We start from the raw sequence: 18,666 nt of genomic DNA, 5'->3' as shown, positions 1-18,666 counted from the left end.
CGCACCCTACGACACGCGCCTATCGGTACTTCACTGCTGACGCACCTGCAGCAGCGGCGCCACCTGTACCTGCGCATGCATCTGCTCGCAGCCACCGCCACGGCGCATGCCACGCACCGGGCAGGCGTCGAGGTAATCGAGACCGACCGCCAGCTTGAGGTGCCGCTCCGGGCGCGCCAGGCAATTGGTCACGTCGAAGCTGTACCAGGCGTCCCCCACCCAGGCCTCGGCCCAGGCATGGCTGGCCAGGTGCTCGGCGTCATCGGTGTAGAGATAGCCCGACACATAGCGCGCCGGCACACCGAGACTGCGCGCGCAGGCGAGGAAGGCATGGGTATGATCCTGGCAAACGCCACGACGACCGGCGAAGGCCTCGGCGGCACTGGTGTCCACCTCGGTGATGCCTGGCTGGTAGGCGATATGGGCATTGAGCGCATGCATCAGGTCGATCAAGCCGTTGCGATCTGTACGTGCCTTGCTCTGCTGCGCGGCGAATTCACGGATGGCGTCGTCGGCCTGGGTCAGGCGGGTGAAGCGCAAAAACGGCAGCGCCGACTGACGCTCGTGCTCGGCCTCGCAGGTTTCGTCGATCTCCACCTGGCCGCGGGCGCCAATGACGATGGACTCGTGCGGCTCGTCCAGGGTCAGCACGTGCAGGATGTTGCCGTAGGGGTCGAGCTGGGCGTGCACCGGGCGCGGCAGGTCGAGCTGCCAGCTGAGCACCTGCTGGCGCTCGCTGTCGTGTGGGGTCAGGCGCAGGTACTGGATGCTGGCGCGTACCTGATCATCGTAACGATAGGTGGTGTCATGGCTGATCGAGAGTCTCATGCGACCTCCAGGTAGGACGTATGGATGGTGTTGCCCAACTGGCGTACCAGCAGGATGAAGTCGGTGAGCCAGGCATGCAGGCCTTCGTCGAGCACTTCGTCGATGCTGGTGTAGCGCAGTCGCGCATCCAGCTCGGCGGCCAGGCGCTGCGCCGGTCGACCGTTCTCCCCCGGTAGACCCGCGAGCATCAGGTTGAGTTCTTCCATACAGGCTCGCAGCGAGCGCGGCACGTCCGGACGCAGCAGCAGCAGTTCGGCGACCTTGCGCGTACGTGGCGAGCCTCGATAGCTCTCGGCAAATGCCTCGAACGAGGACAACGCCCGCAGCAGCGCACTCCATTGGTAGTAGCTGCGCGCGGTGCGCTCCTCCAGCTCGTCAATTTCCTCGCCAAGCATTTCGTAGCGCGCATCGAGCAGGCGCAGGGTGTTGTCGGCACGCTCGATGAAGGTGCCCAAGCGGATGAAGCGATAGGCCTCACCACGCATGATGGTGCCGAAGGTGGCACCACGGAACAGGTGCGAGCGCTCCTTGACCCACTCGCAGAAGCGGCTGATGCCGTAGCGGCCCAGGCCCTGCTCGGCAATGCCGCGCATCTCCAGCCAGGTGGCGTTGATGTTTTCCCACATGTCCGCGGTGATCCGCCCGCGCACCGCATGCGCGTTGCTGCGCGCAGCTTGCAGGCAGCAATAGATGCTGCCGGGGTTGCTCGCATCGAGAGCGAAGAAGTGCAGCATGCGCTCGCCGTGCAGCGGACCGTGGCGCTCCAGGTAGTCGTCCAGGGTGCCGGTGATCAGCAGCGGCATAGCCAACTCATCGAGGCCATCGCCACGGCCGTCCTGCGGCATCAGTGACAGCGAATAGCTGACGTCGAGCATGCGCGCCAGGTTCTCGGCACGCTCCAGGTAGCGCGACATCCAGTACAGGTCTGAGGCAGTACGACTGAGCATGATTAGTCCTCCACCACCCAGGTGTCCTTGGTACCGCCGCCTTGCGACGAGTTGACCACCAGCGAGCCTTCGCGCAGTGCCACGCGCGTCAGGCCGCCGGGCACCAGGCGGGTTTCGCGACCGGTCAGGACGAACGGGCGCAGGTCGATATGGCGCGGGGCGATGCCGCGTTCGACGAAGGTAGGACAGGTCGACAGGCACAGCGTCGGCTGGGCGATATAGGCCTCCGGCTTGGCCATCAGCCGCGCGCGGAAGTTCTCGATCTCGGCCTTGCTCGCCGCCGGACCGACCAGCATGCCGTAGCCGCCCGAGCCTTGAGTCTCCTTGACCACCAGTTCGGACAGGTTGGCCAGCACGTGGGACAACTCCTCCGGCTTGCGACACTGCCAGGTGGGTACGTTCTTGAGGATCGGCTCTTCGTCCAGATAGAAGCGGATCATGTCGCCGACATAGGGGTAGATCGACTTGTCGTCGGCCACGCCGGTGCCGATGGCGTTGGCCAACACCACGTTGCGCGAGCGGTAGGCCGACAGCAGCCCCGCCACGCCGAGCATCGAATCAGGATTGAAGGCCAGCGGGTCGAGGAAGGCATCATCGAGGCGGCGATAGATCACGTCCACCTGCCGCGCACCGGCGGTGGTGCGCATGTAAACCTTGTCGTCACGCACGAACAGGTCGGCGCCCTCCACCAGTTCCACGCCCATCTCGCGGGCAAGGAAGGCGTGTTCGAAGTAGGCGCTGTTGAAGCGGCCCGGCGTCAGCACCACCACCGTGGGGTTGTCCAGCGGACTGGAACTCTTCAGCGCATCGAGCAGCAGGTTCGGGTAGTGGTCCACCGGCGCCACGCGCTGAGCGGCGAACAGCTCAGGGAACAGGCGCATCATCATCTTGCGGTCTTCGAGCATGTAGCTCACGCCGCTGGGCGTGCGCAGGTTGTCTTCCAGTACGTAGTAGCTGCCGTCGCCGTCACGTACCAGGTCGACCCCGGCAATGTGCGCGTAGATGTCGCGGTGCAGGTCGAGGCCCTTCATGGCCATCTGGTAGCCCTCATTGGCCAGCACCTGCTCGGCCGGGATGATCCCCGCCTTGATGATGCGCTGGTCGTGGTAGAGGTCGGCGAGGAACAGGTTGAGTGCCTGCACACGCTGGATGCAGCCGCGTTCGACGATACGCCATTCGCTGGCGGGGATGGAGCGGGGAATGATGTCGAAGGGGATCAGCCGCTCGGTGCCCTGATCATCTCCGTAGAGGGTGAAGGTGATACCGGCGCGGTGGAACAATAGGTCGGCTTCTCGTCGGCGCTGAGCCAGCAGATCGTCCGGCGTCTCTGCCAACCAGCGGGCAAATTCGCGGTAATGCGGGCGGACAGCACCGCTCGCGTCGTACATCTCGTCATAAAAGGTGCGGGCCATGCCGTACTCCTTGTCACCCGGACTTGCAGCATCCTCTGCAAGGCCCGAGCCAATGAAATTAATCCTTTAATTTCAAATAGATACCAACAAAACCCAAACAGAAAGCACCGAAATGGTGCGGCGCGATGTTTCTGTCATGAGACGCCGCCCCATTGCGTGGCACAGCAAAAATTCACTGGCCATCGCAGCGCGCGGTGAAGGTAAAAAGCTTGCAGCCCCGCCCTGCAGTGGCCCCGGACACTTAGCTGTCACATTGCGTGACCGACTGGTCAAGCGCAACCGCTTTTGTACCGACTACACGACGAACAAGTGTCGGAATGAACGTGCGTAGCCGGATGAAATCCGGGGCAGAACGGCGTGATCTTTCCCGGATTGCATCAGCTACGGGCTCGCTGAGCAGACGCCAGCAACAGCTCATCACGACTCACAAATATGCCCCCTTTGCGAGTGCTGCTTGTTGTAGGAGCCCGCTTGCGGGCGATCCATGTATCCGTGGCCTGATCGCCGGCAAGCCGGCTCCTACAAATATCGTCCGATTGCGACTCACGACCTGTAAACCTGTCCGCTGAACAGGCAGCACCCTACGGATATGACCCGCGATCAAACACCCGCTCCACGCTCCATCAAATGACTCATCGCCGCCTTCAGCTTCATCGGTCGCACCGGCTTGTGCAGCAGGCTATGGCCCAGCTCGCGCATCTGCTGCTTGAGCTCATTGCTGTAGTTGGCGGTGATCATCAGCGCCGGTAGCGGCGTGCTACGCCGCGCGTTGATCTGCGCCACCGCGTCGACGCCATTGCGCTCGTCGTCGAGGTGGTAGTCGGCGATCAGCAGGTCGGCCTCGGCGTGGTAGTTGTCCACCTGGCACGCCAGGTCTTCTTCGCTCAGCGCGGTGACCACCCGGCAGCCCCAGCCTTCGAGCAGGGTGCGCATGCCGGCGCAGATCGCCGCGTCGTTATCCAGCACCCAGACCCGCGCGCCGCTGAGGCGTTCGAGCAACAGATCCGGGCTGTCCTGCACGGCACGCACGCGCGGCGCGCGGCGGGTCAGCGGCACCTCGACGGCGAACATCGAGCCCCTGCCCTGCTGCGATGCCACACGAATACGGTGCCCAAGCATGCCCGCAATTTTCTCGACGATCGCCAGGCCCAGGCCGAGGCCGCGATCCTGCTTGCGCTGCACGTTGTCGCCGCGCTTGAACTCCTGGAATATCTCCACCAGCTTGTCCTGAGCGATGCCGATGCCGGTGTCCCAGACTTCGATGGACAGGCTGTTGCCGCGCCGCCGGCAGCCCAGCAGGATGCGCCCGCTGGCGGTGTAGCGAATGGCGTTGCTGAGGAAGTTGCGCAGGATCCGCGCCAGCAACTGCACGTCGCTGCGCACCAGGGCCGAGCTGGGCAGGTAATCCAGACGCAGGCCTTCGCTGCGGGCGATCTGGTGATACTCGGCGGCCAGGTTCTCCAGCAGCTCGCTGACGGCGAATGGCGCGATATCGGGCTTGATCACCCCGGCATCGAGCTTGGAAATGTCCACCAGCGTGCCGAGCAGACTTTCCACGTCTTCCAGCGAGTTGCTGACGTTGCGTACCAGCGGCGCGCAGCCGCTCAGGTCGTTCTTCTCCAGCAAGGCACTGGTGAATAGCCGCGCGGCGTTGAGCGGCTGCAGCAGATCGTGGCTGACGGCAGCGAGAAACTTGGTCTTGGACAGGTTGGCCTGCTCGGCCTCGCCCTTGGCATCACGCAGGCGCGCTTCCATCTGCGTGCGCTCGTCGATCTCGCGGCGCAGCTGGTCGTTCACCGTGGTCAGCTCGGCGGTGCGCTCGCGCACGCGCTGTTCCAGGTGTTGATAGGCCTGGTGCAACGCCTCGGCGGTGCGGCGGCGCTCGGTGATATCGCGGATCAGCACGAAGATGCCGACCACTTCGCCGCTGGCCTGACGGTTGGGCACGTAGGAACGCAACATGTAGCGCTCCTGGCCGTTGTGGTTGGTTTCGGCGAATTCGAAGGTCACGCTCTCGCCGGACAGCGCCAATTCGACGTAGGGTTCCAGACGCTGGCAATGCTCCTCGCTGTGCACTTCGCGCAGGCTCTGGCCGAGCATGGCGCCGCGTGGCCAGCAGTACCATTCCTCGTAAACCTTGTTGGTGAATTCGTAGACCAGATCAGCCGACAGGTAGGCGATCAGCGCCGGCACGTGATCGGTGATCAGGCGAATCCAGCGCTCGCTGTCGCTCAGCGCCTGAGCCTGGCGATGGCGCTCGGTGATATCGGTGAAGGTGTTGACGAAGCCGCCGGTGGGCAGCGGATGAGTACGCACTTCCAGCATGCGTCCGTTGAACAGACGCACCTCCACCTGGCGCAGCGGTTTGCCGGCGGCATCGCGGCTGTCCGGGGTCAGCGGCTCAAGTTCGCTTTCCGCCATCACTTCGGCGAACGGCCGATGGGCGTTGATCGGCGCCAGGCCGCAGAGTTCGAGGAAACGGTGGTTCCACAACTCCAGTGCACCCTCGGCGTTGACCATGGCCATGCCCTGGGACAGGTTGTCGACCGCGCGCTGCAGCAGGCGCGACTTCTGCGCCAGGGCCTGCTCGCGGCGCAGCGCCTCGCTCTGCTTCACCTCGGTGATGTCGGCGTAAAGGATCACCAGCCCGCCCTCCCGGGTCGGCCGCTCACTGACCTGCACCCAGCGCCCGTCCTGCAGGCGGAACAGGCTCGGCTCGCCCTCCTTGCCCAACTGCGCTTCCACCACCAGACCAGTGCTGCGGCTCAGCCGGCGAATCTCCTCCAACCGCGTACCGGTGCCGATACGCGCGCGGCTGCGCGACCACAGCGCCTTGAAGCGGCTGTTGAATAGCACGATGCGCTGTCGATCATCGAACAGCACGAAGGCGTCGGAGATGCTCTCGATGGCGTCGATCAAATGCTGGTGCGCGGTCTCGGCGCGCAGCCGCGCATCGCTGAGTAACTGGTTGCTCGACTTCAACTCGGCCATCGCCTGGTTCAGCGCGTCGGTGCGCTCGCGCACCTGCTCGGACAGCACCACCGAGTGCTGGAAGGCCGCGTAGGCGTCATCGCCACGGGAATGGATCGACTCGACCCGCTCAATCAACGCGGCGTTGATGCGCCTGAGCTTGGCGTTCTCCTGCTCCAGCGCCGCACAGCGTGCCTGCAGCTCAGCGCTCGGCACGCCCAACAGGTCGGCCAATTGCGACGCCGGTGAAGGTCTGGTTGATGTGCATGCCATTGAACTGCTCTCCGTAGGTGTTGAAGCCGATCACCCGCTGCTGGCGCAGCAGCGTGGCGACCGACTCGACGCCGCCATCGTTCTCGATCTCCAGGCGGCGCAGGAAGCAGTCGCAGCCGATGGTCAGCAGCAGCGGACCGAGGCGCTGCTCCAGCCCGGCGAACAGTTGCTGCAGATTGGGCAGCAAGGGGCCGGGATGCATGGCAGTGAGGACGATGCCGTTCTCCACCGCGCAGTAGAAGGTCAGGCTGAGGTCGTCGTGCACCTGCTGGATCGAGCGCACGTAGTAGTGATCGCTGATCCGTACCGCCAGCGGATAAGCAGCGAACGCCCGCAGATCCAGCGCCTCGACCGGCACACCGATCAGCTCGGCATATTCCTGCGCGGCCGGTGCGGCATTGAGTTCGTACACCCGGCGCGTGGCGCTGTCGGCGCGGGTCACCACCAGCTTTTCCGCGCTGGGTTGGATGTGGTGGGTGCTGAACACCTCGAACTCCAGCCAGGTATTGAACAGCACCACGACCGCTGCACCGCTGTGGAAGCGGCCGCCGTGATAAACGTGGGTATGGGTCAGGTGGTTATCGTCCCCGGCCGAGCCGCCGAAGTGCGGGATGCTGCCCAGCGCCGCACTGAGCGCGCCGAGCACCAGTTCTTCGCGGCTGGACAAGCCGTCGAGCAGGGTCAGGGCGAAGCTGTGGCCCTTGATCGAGGCCAGCTCGTTGCTGCGGCAATCCTTGACCAGGCCATCGACCAGATGCTGCGCATCGAGCAGATTGAAGCGTTCCATCTCGTCGATCAGCACGCTGGCGATGGAGAAACAGCGCAGGTCGAAGCCCAGCGCCACCACGCAGCCACGGCCATAGCCCTGCGGGGTGATCTCACCGGCGCTGGTGCAGCCGACCAGGCTGACGCCGCCGAAATGGGCCTCCAGCGCCTGGCCGAGCCCGTCGAGATCGTATTCGGCCGAGCAGAAGAACAGCACGAAACCGAGATAGGGGTGGATCAGCTGGCGCGCCAGTTCCTGGGCGGCCAATTCCACATCCTTCGTGCTGGAGACGGCGCTTAGCACGCCGTCCGGCTGTTGCAAGGCCATATCACGCCCCAATGCACCTGCTGATCATGGCGAAATTCTACGAAGCCGGCGCTGCCCGCCCCATGCTACTTGAGTACTGGGTAGTCGATCCGTAGGGCGTACTCGCGAAGCAGTACGCGACGCACGCCGCCACCCTGGTCACGCCATGCATGGGCAATTCAATATGTAGGGCGGGTGCAACCCGCCAGTGGGGCAACGGCGGGTTGCACCCGCCCTACAAACTGCTGCGCCGTGCGCACCAGTGTTCTTACAGGGCCGGCCAGAACATCAGGTTCAGCACGAACATTCCGGCGTAAAAGCCGATCTCCAGGGTTTCCGTCCACGGCTGGATGCGCTTGATCGCGCCATGCACATGCACCAGCACCATCAGCAGGGCCACCGCGGCCAGCACCTCGAAGGTGGTGTGCAGCGCTTCACCGGTCAGCGCGGCGCGCAGCATCAGCGCTTCGACGATGAGGATGAAGGCGCCCAGACAGCGCCCGAAATACACCGCCAGGTCGATGTCCTGCGGAATGCGCCAACGCATCAGGCGCGCCCAGGCCAGCGGCACGAGGAAGATGGGCAGCGCAAAGACCAGCGTAGTGCTGATCGCCAGTACCAGCAGATAGGTTTGAGCCGATTCGCTCCAGAGTCCGATCATTGAATTCTTCCTTTCGATCCCTGAGAGTCTGTTCACGATCTGGCGAGCTAGAGCGATACAACACCGATGGCGGCCCCGCAAAAACAAGCGAGGAGCGGCCGAGGTCGCGGGCGACTGTACTTTTGCACATGAGCATTCCGACCGGGCTGGCGATCCAGCTTGTTTTTAACGCAGTAGCGCCGACGCGCAGCAGATCGTGAACAGGCTCGAAAAGAACGGGAGGCCCTTGGGCCTCCCGTCGTCCGCAAGCCGTATGGCTTACCAGCTGAGCACCGCACCGACGGCGAAGGTGTCGGTGTCCTCGTTCAGACCGCTGCCGGCGGCGGCATCGATCTGGTACTGGTTGTACTCGGCGACCAGCTTGAGGTTGTCGTTGATGGTGCGGAAATAGGCGATGCCACGGGTCTCGTAGTCCGCCGCCACACCCAGGCCGTTGCCGTCGTCCTCGGTCTTGCCGTAGGACAGCGCCACGCGGTTCTTGCCCCAGGTGTAGGAGCCCTGCAGCAGATAGCCGTCGCTGTCGATGTCACGCAGGGTCGGCTCACCCAGGTTGTTGGTGAAGAAGGGGTTGATGCCCTTGGCCTGGAATCCCGAGCCGGTCAGAGACAGGCCGCCGAACTTGGCCTGCACGCCATAGCCGAGGCCCTTGGAGGTGACCTTGTCGACGCTGTCGTCGGTGTTCTCGGAGGTCTGGTAGGCGCCGTTGACCCAGGTGTAGATGGTCGAGCCGCCAAGATCGAACTGGTAGCTGACTTCCGATTCGAAGCGCGGATTTTCCTGGTAGGCCTTGCCGGTGGCGCTGTCGTCGTTGGTGTCGACCGGGTCCATGATGCCCACGGCCACACGCAGGCCTTCGGCCAGGTTGTTGTTGCGGTAGGTGATCTGCGAGGTCGGGAACGGGTACGGGTAGCCAGTGCCGATGTTGCCGAACGAAACGCCGTTGCCGTCCACCAGGCCGAGGGTGTCGGAGACGTTGCCGTAACCGGCCAGCAGCTCGTCGAGGAAGATGTTGGAGCGCGAGAACAGACCGAAGTCCTTACCCACCAGCACCTCGCCCCATTCCGGGCTGGAAACGGTGCCGTAGAACTGGCGCACATCGATGGCGGTGTCGGTGCCGTTGGTTTCGCTGTCGTTGATGGTGACCCAGAAGGACGAGCGACCGGTCAGCTTGAGCCCGTCGATCTGCTTGCCGAAGTTGAAGCCGATCCAGTTGGGCAGAAAGCCCATCTTCACCCGCGACTGGCGACGGTCGAATTGCTCGCCGTCACGATCGACGTCGCTGTTGACGTAGAAGGCGTTGATGTAGCCGTCGGTGGAGAAAGTGGTGTCGTCCTTGTCGTACAGGACGATCTCGGCGGCGGCCTGCTGCGCGGTCGCCAGAGCGACGGCGGTGGCCAGGGTCAGGGGCAGAAGTCGAGTGATGGCGATCTTGTTGTTGTGCATAACGCTCTCCGCTTGAGTGGCGACCGCCAGGGCAGTCGTGTCGGAGGCGATTATCGAAAGCGGGTCCGGCGGGCCATACGCTGCCTTGGCAGCGATTCGCTGCTGCTTTGGCCGGGCGCTACCGGCGTGCTCCCGCCGGCTCGCGACCGACCTGCTACCGGTAGCGGGAGAAAGGTATTAGTACCGGGCCAGCCCTAGGGCGTAGACATGCGCCAGTAACGAGCGGCGCAGCTGCACAAGGCTTCGCCCCGGGTCGGGGCTCCTACACAAGCACCAGACACTGCCTCACCCTGTAGGAGCCGCGCCCCGCGGCGAATCGAAAGAACGACGCAAAGCCAGAGCCTTGCACCGGACCGGGGCTCCTGCAGAAAAAGGGCGTTGGAAATTCGCGCGCAGTCGCGCAAGGAGCGCTGAAGAGAACGCAGCCTAGGCCGGCGACGGCGCTCCGCTGGCGAGCACGCGCCAGTCGCGGGCGCTTAGCAACTGCTCATGAGCCTGGAGCAGATCGTTTTTGGTCAGGGCTGTCAGCGCCAGCTGCACCCGCTGCAGATGCGCCTCGGGCAAGCCCGCCAGATGCAGTTGCCAAAGCTGCTCGGCACGCGCCAGGTTGGCCTTGGCCGGACTCAGCGCCGGCAGCAAGGCATCGCGATAACGTGACACAGTCTCGTCGTCCAGCTGGGCGAGCGACTGCCGCTGCTCGTCCAGAAAAGCGCGGATATGCTCGAAGATCCCGGCCGCTCCGCAAACCGGTGACTGCAGGGCAAACAACAACCCCCGGCAGCCCTCGACCTGACGGAAACCGGCGAACAGCGCGTAACCCAGTTGCAGCTCACCACGCAGGCGCTGATAGAAACGCCCCTGCAGCACCTGGCCAAGCAGACGCCAGGCAGCCTCGGTGCAGGCATCGCCGGCAGGCAAGGGACAAAACAGCAACAACGCGGCATCCGTACCCGGCTGCGCAACCTGCTGCCAGTCGATCCCGGTCGCGATACGGGGCATTGGCGGCAGATCCGCAAGCGCCTCGACCGCTACGCACAGCTCGGCCAGTTGTGCCTGTTCGCTCGCGCCGAGCCCGACACTCAGCCCTTCCAGCCGCGAGGTCTTGGGCATCTCGCACAGTTGCGGCGAACGCTGCAGCAGCGCCCGCAACAACATGCCCTGGGAAGCGGGCTCGACTGGTTCATCCCGCGTGGCCAACAGCAGCGGTAGCAGCAAAGCACTGAAGGTCGGCAATAGTGGTGCCGGCCCGCGCAATGAAAGGCTCCAGCCAGCAACTTGTACGCTCAGCTGGCAGGCAATGCCAAGCCGCTCACCGCGCCAGCGCAGATCGGCGCTGCGCGCCAGCAATCCCGCTTCGATGGCCGCAGCGTCGCCCGCCGCCGCACAAGGGCCTCGCCAGTAAAGCGCAGCCGGCCCGCCCTCGACCTGCCCCGGATGATGTCGTAGCGCGGCCAATGGCAAAACGGCCGATGCCACGGCAGCGCCGGCCAGTAACAGATCATCGCCAGGCAGCCGCCACGGGTGGTTCGGAATTGGAGTTGGTGATGGCATCGGCAAAGCCTGCAATGGCAAATCCAATCCGATTGCCGGCCACAGCGGCTGCGCCTGCTCGCCGCACTGCAGTTCGATCAGCCCCTCACCACGAGCCAGACAAACCAGCAAGGCATTCAGATCGCGCAAGGTGTGGCTATCGTCCTGAGCAGGCGACTGTAGCTCCCTGGCCGCCGCCAACGGGCTTAGCCCAAGCAACCTGAGCGCTGCTGCCTGCTGTTGGTGCAACAGCCGCAATGACCAATCTGCATCGCCCTGCAACTGCTCGGCCCAACTCTGCACGGCATCGCGCAACGCGGCGCCCTGCTCCGCGGTGGCGCCAGGAAAGTCCAGGCGCAGCAGACACTGCCCTCCGTCCTGATACAGCACCCGCGCCTGCAACTGCCGGCACAGCTGCAATTCACGCAAGCCGTCGAGCAAGCCGCCGGGCGCAGGGTCCTGCAAAGCATCCAGCACCAGATCCAACGACGCATTCAGGTGATGGGTGTCGAGCTGCACGGCAACGCCCAAGTGCACACCTGAGCGACTGTGCTGCAGGCGCAGGCACGGCGCTCGCAGCGGCAGCAGGTCCAGCGGCGGAGCGGAACAGGCGTCGCCCTCGCCTGCGGGTAACGCTCCAAGCAGCGCCTCGGCAATATCCAGCAACTGCTCGGCCGGTTGTGGCCCGACCAGAGTCAGCCTCATATGCCGAGCCTGGTAGTGGTGCTGATGATGATCACGCAGCGCTCGCTGAAATTCCGCCGACTCCACAGCCAGCGTGCTGCGATCACCGGCCAGGAACGCGCTGCAGCGATGCCCGGCGGCGAGCGCCTGACCCAGAGCATGATCGATGCGACTGTCGGCATCCTGGCTGCGCGCCTGATATTCGGCGTGCAACACCTCGCGCTCGCGCAGCTGCGCGTCGAGCGCCAGCAACGGCTGGCCAAGCATATCCAGCAGACGCGTCAGCGCCGGCTGCAGCAGCTCGGACGGCACCTCACAGACGAAATCGGTGTGCCGCGCCTGGGTCGAGGCATTGACCAGCCCGCCATGGCGCTGGACGAAGGCCATCAAACCCTGATCGACCGGGTAATCGCGACTGCCGAGAAACAGCAGATGTTCGAGAAAGTGCGCCAGGCCCGGATAGGCTGGCGGCTCGTCATGACTGCCGGCGGCCACACGCAGGCACACCCCAACCTGCTGCGCCCAAAGCTGCTGCTGCGCTCGCAGCTCGGCGCCATTGGCCAGTCGCCGGGTAACGGGAGCTTGATCAGACATCGATGGTTCTCTGGGCAGCTTGCCGCCAAGCGTGCCCCCTTGCACCACGGTCCGGCAATGCTGCTTTTGGCCTAGACAAGCCGACACATTGGTACAAAAGCCCTCCTATGGCCGGCAACAAAAGCCCGTCCCGCGCGGGCTTGCTGTTAGAATACGCAGCCTTTTTCAGTCCGTCACAGCGCCCCATGTCCCAGGATTCCAACCGCCTCGCCCTGTCCCGCCGCTTCTCCGTCGCCCCGATGATGGACTGGACGGACCGTCACTGCCGGTTCTTTCTCCGCCAGCTGTCGCGTCATGCCCTGCTCTACACCGAGATGGTCACCACCGGCGCGCTGATCCATGGCGACCGCGAGCGTTTCCTGCGTTACAGCGAGTGCGAACATCCGATTGCCCTGCAGTTGGGCGGCAGCAACCCGCAGGACCTGGCGACCTGCGCGAAGATGGCCGAAGAGCATGGCTATGACGAAGTGAACCTGAACGTTGGTTGCCCCAGCGATCGGGTGCAGAACAACATGATCGGCGCCTGCCTGATGGGCCATCCGGCGCTGGTAGCCGACTGCGTCAAGGCCATGCAGGACGCCGTGAACATCCCGGTGACGGTCAAGCACCGCATCGGCATCAATGGCCGTGACAGTTACGCCGAGCTGTGCGATTTCGTCGGCCAGGTGCGTGATGCCGGTTGCCGCAGCTTCACCGTGCATGCGCGTATCGCCATCCTCGAAGGCCTGTCGCCAAAGGAAAACCGCGAGATCCCGCCGCTGCGTTACGACGTGGCTGCCCAACTCAAGCAGGACTTCCCCGACCTGGAGATCATCCTCAACGGCGGCATCAAGACCCTTGAGGAATGCGAGCAGCACCTGCAGACCTTCGACGGCGTGATGCTCGGCCGCGAGGCCTATCACAATCCCTATCTGCTGGCGCAGGTGGACAGTCGCCTGTTCGGCGCCGCGGACGCGGGCATTACCCGCATGGACGCCCTGCTCGCACTCAAACCCTACGTCGAACAGCATCTGCGCGAGGGCGGCACCCTGCATCACGTCAGCCGTCACGTGCTGGGCCTGGCTCAAGGCTTCCCAGGTGCGCGGCGCTTCCGCCAGTTGCTGTCGGTGGACATTCACAAGGTGCAAGACCCGCTGGCGCTGCTCGATCAGGCAGCCGAACTGCTACGCGGTCATTGATCCGGCGCGCTCAGACGATAGCGGCTACGCCCCGTCGTCTGCACCAGGCCATTCTCCTCCTGCTGCGCAGCACCTGGCGCACGCTGACCAGCGACAGCGGTTCGCCGGCCTCACTCAATTGCTGGTGGAGTGCGCGCGCGGATATTTCCTGCTCGTCATTGGCGCTGCACAGCGCCTCCACCACCTTGAGCCGGGGCATGCTGAGGCGCAGCCCGGCGGCCTGCAGCCACTCACGGCACTGACGCGTATCCAGGCCTGCGGAAACTGAACGAGAAAGCAGGGTTTGGGTCGACATGTTCGGGCTCCTTGGCAGCTCGTCTAAAGTCGGACTCCACCGACTTCGGTACGTTCTCACGTACCGTCATTACTAAAGACGAACGAGCCAGCGAAAAGCGCAGCCCGAAAAGGTAAATTTTGTCAGTGACCCGACCGTTGAGCGCTTGCAGCGCCTCGGGTAAGGTCATGCCATCTGCAACGACAAGGCCTCGTCATGACCTCCAAGCTGGAACAACTCAAGCAGTTCACTACCGTAGTCGCTGACACCGGTGACCTCGACGCCATCGCCCGCCTGCAACCGGTGGATGCCACCACCAACCCCTCGCTGCTGCTCAAGGCGGCGGCCCTACCCCGCTATGCCGATCTGTTGAATCAGGCAGTGAGTGCCGGCAAGGGAGACCTGGGATTGGCCTGCGATCACTTCGCGGTGGCCGTCGGCCAGGAGATCCTCAAGGTCATTCCGGGGCGCATTTCCACCGAAGTCGATGCGCGCCTGTCGTTCGACACCGACGCGACCCTGCGCCGCGCCGAGCGCCTGATCGGCCTTTACGAAAAAGCGGGTATTGGCCGCGATCGCGTACTGATCAAGATAGCTTCGACCTGGGAAGGCATCCGCGCCGCCGAGCAGTTGGAAAAAGCCGGCGTGCAGACCAACCTGACGCTGCTGTTCGCCTTCGCCCAGGCACAGGCCTGCGCCGATGCCGGCATATTCCTCATCTCGCCGTTCGTGGGGCGCATCTACGATTGGTACAAGAAGGCCGAGGGCCGTGATTTCGTAGGCAACGATGATCCTGGCGTGCAATCGGTCACGCGCATCTACGACTACTACAAGGCAAACGGCTACGACACCGTGGTGATGGGGGCAAGCTTCCGCAATCTTGGTCAGATCGAAGCGTTGGCTGGTTGCGACCGCCTGACCATCAGCCCCGACCTGCTGCAGAAACTGGCTGAGGACGATGGCCAACTGAGTCGCCAGCTCGCCCTGGGTGCTAACGGCGAACCTCGCCAGAGCCTCGATGAAGGCGGCTTCCGCTGGGCGCTGAACGAAGACGCCATGGCCACCGAGAAACTGGCCGAAGGCATCCGCCTGTTCGCCCGCGATCAGGAGAAACTCGAAGCCCTGCTGGCCGCCAAGGCCTGAATGACAAAGGGGGCGTCAGCTTGGCTGACGCCCCTTTTCATCGCGAGTTAGAAAGTAGAGCGCGTTGTGCGCACCAACGACTTTCTCGGCAGATATCGGTGCGCGCAGCGCACCCTACGGAAAACAATCGATCAGTGCCGCTCGAGCGCGCTGACCAAATCGTGAAAGGCCTCGCGGTTGGAGTCGTTGAGCCCCATCAGAATGCGGTGCGCTTCCAGCACCTTGGCCTTCACCACCTCTTCGGACTGATCCTGCGAAGGCAGATCATCCAGACAATCCGGGCAGGGAATCGGCCGATCGACGATGTTGAACACCTGATCGAAACCCATGGACTCCAGCAAACGGGTGATGTCGTCGTGAGTGGTGACAACGGTCGGCAACAGGCCCACCTTCTGCCGCGACAGAATGGACAATTTCGCCAGCAAACCGAGAGTCGTGCTGTCGATACTGCGCGTTTCAGTCAAGTCGATGACGATGGCCGAAAAATTCAACGCGGTGAAAATCTTTTCAATCGTGGCATCCAGAGCTGAACACAGCGTCAGACGGACTTCACCGACAAACTTCAGGACGAAGGTTCCATCCTGCTCGGCGAATTGGATGCGACCGGGGCTTATCCCAGGATTCATGCAAGGTTCCTGCTCAACACCAGCAAGGCGATATCATCCGGCATCTCGCCCAGATTGGCCAGACCGAGAACTTGACGCAAACCGCCCAGCGTACCGCCAGCCTGGCTAACCAGTTGTGGCAGCGCCAATTCCTTCTCTTTCAGCGTGTCGCCGGGCAACAGGTCGAGAATGCCGTCGGAGAGCAGGGTCAGGCTGAAAGACTCAGGCAACTGCATCACCAGATCGCCGTATTCGGCTTCTTCGAAAAGGCCGACCGGCAGACCGCGGCCTTCCAGGTAACGCGCCTGACCATTCTCGAACAGCACCGGCAATGGTAGATGCCCGCCGATGCTGTAGGTGAGCATGCCGCTCTCCTCGTCGATCACGCCGCCGAGCATGGTCACGTGTTTGCCCAGCTTACAGTTGATCAGGCCGCGGTTGATGTGACCGAGCACATCCGAGGGCTTGAACTGCGGCAGCGTACCGCCACGCCGCCACTCGTAGAGCAGGCGCGTGGTCATGAACTTGAGCAGCACGGTGACGAATGCCGAGGACGCCCCATGGCCGGAGACATCGGCCAGGTAGAACGCGATGCGGCGCTCGTCGATACGGAAGTAATCGACGAAGTCACCGGACAGGTACAGCGACGGAATGATCAGGTGCGCGAAGTTCAGGCCATCGGCCTGCCAGGGCGTCACTGGCAGCATGTTCATCTGTACCTGACGGCCGGCGTTCTGGTCCTCCTGCAATAGATGCAGGCTGGCCTGGAGCTCACGATTGGTCGCCTCCAGCTTCTCGCGATAGAGCTGGTTCTCGACGCGCAGACGCGCACGATCCAGCGCGCGACGCACCGAGTGCTCCAGCACCGCCAGGTCTTCGAGAGGTTTGATCAGGTAGTCGGCAGCGCCGAGACGCAGGGCTTCGACGGCATCGTTCATCACGCCGGCACCGGAAACGACGATCACCGGTACCTCGACACCCAGCGCGTTGATACGTCGAATCAGTTCAAGACCGTCGACCTGCGGCATGCGCAGGTCGCAGATCATCAGGTCGGGGCCTTCCTGCTGGAACACTTCCAGCCCCTGCAAACCGTTGTTGGCCTGCAACACCTTGAAGCCGCTGTCCTCGAGGTAGGCCGCGAGGCTTGCACGTACGACATCGTCGTCGTCGATGATCAGCAGAGTGGCACTGGTTTTGTGCATGGGGTATCCAGGCAAACTGCGCCAGGGCAATTTTGGTCACTGCCCATGGCGCGGCGCCGCATCTATGGCGCCAGGGCGATTTCAAGGGGCAGACGGTACTCCCATCTGCCGGCCGATTCAAGCCGGAACCGGTCGTCGTTCGGCGGCTTTACAGGTCAAATCGACGAGGGTTATAAGAGCCGCGGGAGAGCTCATAAGAAGACGAGGACAGGGTCCATGAGTCAGAATGATCGAGCGTACAGCGAGAAACGCGACTACATCCGCATGCGACTGGAAGCTGCAGTCGTCCTCCATCACGCTGGCCGGGAAATCCCTGCACTGTGCCTGGATCTTTCCAGTACCGGCATACAAATCGAGGCTGAAGCGGCCCTGAGCATGGGCGACAAGGTCAAGGTCCACATCCCTTCAGAGCACAGCGAGCTCGCCGGCCTCGACGCCCAGGCCGAAGTGGTTCGGATCAGCGATCTGGGCGACGGTCGTCAATCGCTGGGCTTGGCAATCATATCCATGAGCTGAAATCTGCATTTACGAAAAAGGCGGATCTAGAGCCGCCTTTTTTGCATCTATCAGGACTTAGAAGTCGTCTTCAACCTGCCCATCTTTCACCTTGAACTCACGGCTCTGCAGGTAGGCGTTGCGGATGAAGATGTACTTGTCGCCGCTGACCAGTCGCTCGGCCTGCAGCAGATTGGCACGGGTGTCGACCACCTGTACGCCACGAGTGACGTTGCGGGTCGGCACATGGTCGATGTACGGATAGGGGGTCAGGAAGCTATCCGGTACACGCCCGGCAGCGTCGCGCACGGTGCTTGGGCCAAGAAACGGGATGACCAGATACGGGCCGCTTTCCAAACCCCAGACACCCAGGGTCTGACCGAAATCTTCGTTGCTCTTCTGCAGGCCCATGTGCTTGGCCACGTCGAAGAAGCCCAGCACACCGAAGGTGGTGTTGAAGATCAGGCGACCGGTATCGACGCCGGCGTTGTGCAACTTGCCCTGCAGCAGGTTGTTGGCCAGGTTGCCAACGTCGCCGATATTGCCGAAGACGTTGTGCACGCCATCTTCGAGAAACTGCGGCGTGACAGCCCGGTAACCCTGGGCGATCGGCTTCAGCGCATAGGTGTCGACGGTATCGTTGAAGCGGAAGATGGGGCGATTGAAACTTTCCCAAGGATCTTCTTCCGAAGCTGCCTGACTCATCGCAGGCAGCAGGCTCAGGCCAACGAGGGCCATCAGGCCACCCAGGCGCGCGATCCAGCGAGCACCGATCACATGCATTTAAATCTCTCCTTGAGGATAATAATGTGGCCACCGCCAGCGGGCCGAATGCCGCGTAGTATAAAGCCTTGAGCCCTGATTGGGCAGCATAGCGAAGAAAAGCGATGACCGACGAAACCTTGCTGCATACAGCACACATCCCCGTACGCTGGGGCGACATGGACAGCTACGGGCACGTCAACAACATCATCTACATGCAGTACCTGGAAGAGGCTCGTGTCGCCTGGTTCGAGCTGGCCGGCGTAGCCTTGAGCAACGTGCCATTCGGTCCGGTGGTACTGCAGACCCAGCACACCTACCTGAAACCGGTGATCCACCCCGCCACCGTGGTGGTGGAACTGCGGGCAGGCGTGGTGGGACGCAGCAGCCTGGTGATCGCACACCGGCTGACCACCGCCGAAGACCCGCTCACGGTCTATGGTGAGGGTTACTGCAAGCTGGTGTGGATCGATCATGAAAGCGGCAGGTCGGTGGCCCTGCCGAAGCATGTACGCGGCCTGTTCAACGTCACCTAGCAGCTTGTTGAAATTCGCCCACGCCCTGTCTGGTTTTGCGGCGTGTGGTTTACGATA

At 63.2% G+C, this 18,666-nt stretch carries 16 protein-coding genes; 4 read left to right on the top strand and 12 right to left on the bottom strand.

Features of this window, described 5'->3' with window-relative positions:
- Positions 1-30 precede the first annotated feature (30 nt).
- The 8 genes from PSOLE_RS12090 to pqqF form a co-directional block, all read right to left on the bottom strand.
- Positions 31-828: a transglutaminase family protein gene (locus PSOLE_RS12090; RefSeq protein ID WP_074856010.1), complete on the bottom strand. Its 798-nt coding sequence runs from the start codon at positions 826-828 to the stop codon at positions 31-33.
- Positions 825-1,775 carry an alpha-E domain-containing protein gene (locus PSOLE_RS12085; protein ID WP_072424180.1) on the bottom strand — a complete coding sequence of 317 codons (951 nt, stop codon included), beginning with the start codon at positions 1,773-1,775 and terminating at the stop codon, positions 825-827. The genes PSOLE_RS12090 and PSOLE_RS12085 overlap by 4 nt, the downstream gene beginning before the upstream one ends.
- 2 nt (positions 1,776-1,777) lie before the next feature.
- A complete protein-coding gene (locus PSOLE_RS12080; protein WP_074856007.1) occupies positions 1,778-3,187 on the bottom strand; it encodes a circularly permuted type 2 ATP-grasp protein in 1,410 nt (469 codons plus the stop codon).
- Positions 3,188-3,787: 600 nt separating this feature from the next.
- The gene (gene nahK, locus PSOLE_RS12075) at positions 3,788-6,430 is read right to left on the bottom strand and encodes a hybrid sensor histidine kinase/response regulator NahK/ErcS' (protein ID WP_169713320.1); all 2,643 of its coding nucleotides are present in this window, start codon (positions 6,428-6,430) and stop codon (positions 3,788-3,790) included.
- On the bottom strand, positions 6,360-7,523 hold the full coding sequence (gene nosP, locus PSOLE_RS12070) for a nitric oxide-sensing protein NosP (RefSeq protein ID WP_084343998.1): 1,164 nt from the start codon (positions 7,521-7,523) through the stop codon (positions 6,360-6,362). Before nosP ends, nahK begins: the two co-directional genes overlap by 71 nt.
- 247 nt (positions 7,524-7,770) lie before the next feature.
- Positions 7,771-8,163 carry a hypothetical protein gene (locus PSOLE_RS12065; RefSeq protein ID WP_074856001.1) on the bottom strand — a complete coding sequence of 131 codons (393 nt, stop codon included), beginning with the start codon at positions 8,161-8,163 and terminating at the stop codon, positions 7,771-7,773.
- 258 nt (positions 8,164-8,421) lie between these two features.
- Positions 8,422-9,606: a porin gene (locus PSOLE_RS12060; protein ID WP_074855999.1), complete on the bottom strand. Its 1,185-nt coding sequence runs from the start codon at positions 9,604-9,606 to the stop codon at positions 8,422-8,424.
- A 426-nt stretch (positions 9,607-10,032) separates the two neighbouring features.
- On the bottom strand, positions 10,033-12,414 hold the full coding sequence (gene pqqF / locus PSOLE_RS12055) for a pyrroloquinoline quinone biosynthesis protein PqqF (protein ID WP_074855998.1): 2,382 nt from the start codon (positions 12,412-12,414) through the stop codon (positions 10,033-10,035).
- A 185-nt stretch (positions 12,415-12,599) separates the two neighbouring features.
- Between pqqF and dusA the strand changes: the two genes are divergently transcribed.
- Positions 12,600-13,592 (top strand): tRNA dihydrouridine(20/20a) synthase DusA, encoded by a 993-nt coding sequence (gene dusA, locus PSOLE_RS12050; protein ID WP_074856068.1) that lies wholly within the window; start codon positions 12,600-12,602, stop codon positions 13,590-13,592.
- A gap of 10 nt (positions 13,593-13,602) precedes the next feature.
- On the opposite strand, the gene PSOLE_RS12045 is transcribed toward dusA, so the two are convergent.
- Complete coding sequence (locus PSOLE_RS12045; protein ID WP_003461360.1) at positions 13,603-13,887, bottom strand: hypothetical protein; 285 nt, start codon at positions 13,885-13,887, stop codon at positions 13,603-13,605.
- A 195-nt stretch (positions 13,888-14,082) separates the two neighbouring features.
- Between PSOLE_RS12045 and tal the strand changes: the two genes are divergently transcribed.
- Entirely contained in the window at positions 14,083-15,009 is a 927-nt protein-coding gene (tal, locus tag PSOLE_RS12040) for a transaldolase (RefSeq protein WP_003461359.1), read from the top strand.
- Between the two features lie 131 nt (positions 15,010-15,140).
- Here the strand turns inward: tal and rssC are convergent, their stop codons facing one another.
- Together rssC and rssB are read right to left on the bottom strand one after the other, a co-directional pair.
- Positions 15,141-15,623, bottom strand: coding sequence for an anti-sigma factor antagonist RssC (gene rssC, locus PSOLE_RS12035; protein WP_026088796.1), 483 nt, complete (start codon positions 15,621-15,623; stop codon positions 15,141-15,143).
- A gap of 8 nt (positions 15,624-15,631) precedes the next feature.
- Complete coding sequence (gene rssB, locus PSOLE_RS12030; RefSeq protein WP_003461357.1) at positions 15,632-16,816, bottom strand: two-component system response regulator RssB; 1,185 nt, start codon at positions 16,814-16,816, stop codon at positions 15,632-15,634.
- Positions 16,817-17,032: 216 nt separating this feature from the next.
- On the opposite strand from rssB, the gene PSOLE_RS12025 reads away from it, so the two are divergent.
- Positions 17,033-17,332, top strand: coding sequence for a PilZ domain-containing protein (locus tag PSOLE_RS12025; protein ID WP_003461356.1), 300 nt, complete (start codon positions 17,033-17,035; stop codon positions 17,330-17,332).
- Positions 17,333-17,389: 57 nt separating this feature from the next.
- Here the strand turns inward: PSOLE_RS12025 and PSOLE_RS12020 are convergent, their stop codons facing one another.
- Positions 17,390-18,094 carry an MlaA family lipoprotein gene (locus tag PSOLE_RS12020; protein WP_003461355.1) on the bottom strand — a complete coding sequence of 235 codons (705 nt, stop codon included), beginning with the start codon at positions 18,092-18,094 and terminating at the stop codon, positions 17,390-17,392.
- Positions 18,095-18,198: 104 nt separating this feature from the next.
- On the opposite strand from PSOLE_RS12020, the gene PSOLE_RS12015 reads away from it, so the two are divergent.
- A complete protein-coding gene (locus PSOLE_RS12015) occupies positions 18,199-18,609 on the top strand; it encodes an acyl-CoA thioesterase (protein WP_003461354.1) in 411 nt (136 codons plus the stop codon).
- Positions 18,610-18,666: the final 57 nt, after the last annotated feature.

It is taken from the genome of Pseudomonas oleovorans subsp. oleovorans (genome assembly GCF_002197815.1).
In the GTDB taxonomy this organism is placed as follows: Bacteria; Pseudomonadota; Gammaproteobacteria; order Pseudomonadales; family Pseudomonadaceae; genus Aquipseudomonas; species Aquipseudomonas oleovorans.
This window is presented reverse-complemented; position numbering and strand designations above follow the sequence as displayed.

Coding starts and splice junctions, on each gene's coding strand:
- PSOLE_RS12090 (WP_074856010.1), bottom strand. CDS start 828: ATGAGACTCTCGATCAGCCATGACACCACCTATCGTTACGATGATCAG.
- PSOLE_RS12085 (WP_072424180.1), bottom strand. CDS start 1,775: ATGCTCAGTCGTACTGCCTCAGACCTGTACTGGATGTCGCGCTACCTG.
- PSOLE_RS12080 (WP_074856007.1), bottom strand. CDS start 3,187: ATGGCCCGCACCTTTTATGACGAGATGTACGACGCGAGCGGTGCTGTC.
- nahK (WP_169713320.1), bottom strand. CDS start 6,430: ATGGCATGCACATCAACCAGACCTTCACCGGCGTCGCAATTGGCCGAC.
- nosP (WP_084343998.1), bottom strand. CDS start 7,523: ATGGCCTTGCAACAGCCGGACGGCGTGCTAAGCGCCGTCTCCAGCACG.
- PSOLE_RS12065 (WP_074856001.1), bottom strand. CDS start 8,163: ATGATCGGACTCTGGAGCGAATCGGCTCAAACCTATCTGCTGGTACTG.
- PSOLE_RS12060 (WP_074855999.1), bottom strand. CDS start 9,606: ATGCACAACAACAAGATCGCCATCACTCGACTTCTGCCCCTGACCCTG.
- pqqF (WP_074855998.1), bottom strand. CDS start 12,414: ATGTCTGATCAAGCTCCCGTTACCCGGCGACTGGCCAATGGCGCCGAG.
- dusA (WP_074856068.1), top strand. CDS start 12,600: ATGTCCCAGGATTCCAACCGCCTCGCCCTGTCCCGCCGCTTCTCCGTC.
- PSOLE_RS12045 (WP_003461360.1), bottom strand. CDS start 13,887: ATGTCGACCCAAACCCTGCTTTCTCGTTCAGTTTCCGCAGGCCTGGAT.
- tal (WP_003461359.1), top strand. CDS start 14,083: ATGACCTCCAAGCTGGAACAACTCAAGCAGTTCACTACCGTAGTCGCT.
- rssB (WP_003461357.1), bottom strand. CDS start 16,816: ATGCACAAAACCAGTGCCACTCTGCTGATCATCGACGACGACGATGTC.
- PSOLE_RS12025 (WP_003461356.1), top strand. CDS start 17,033: ATGAGTCAGAATGATCGAGCGTACAGCGAGAAACGCGACTACATCCGC.
- PSOLE_RS12020 (WP_003461355.1), bottom strand. CDS start 18,094: ATGCATGTGATCGGTGCTCGCTGGATCGCGCGCCTGGGTGGCCTGATG.
- PSOLE_RS12015 (WP_003461354.1), top strand. CDS start 18,199: ATGACCGACGAAACCTTGCTGCATACAGCACACATCCCCGTACGCTGG.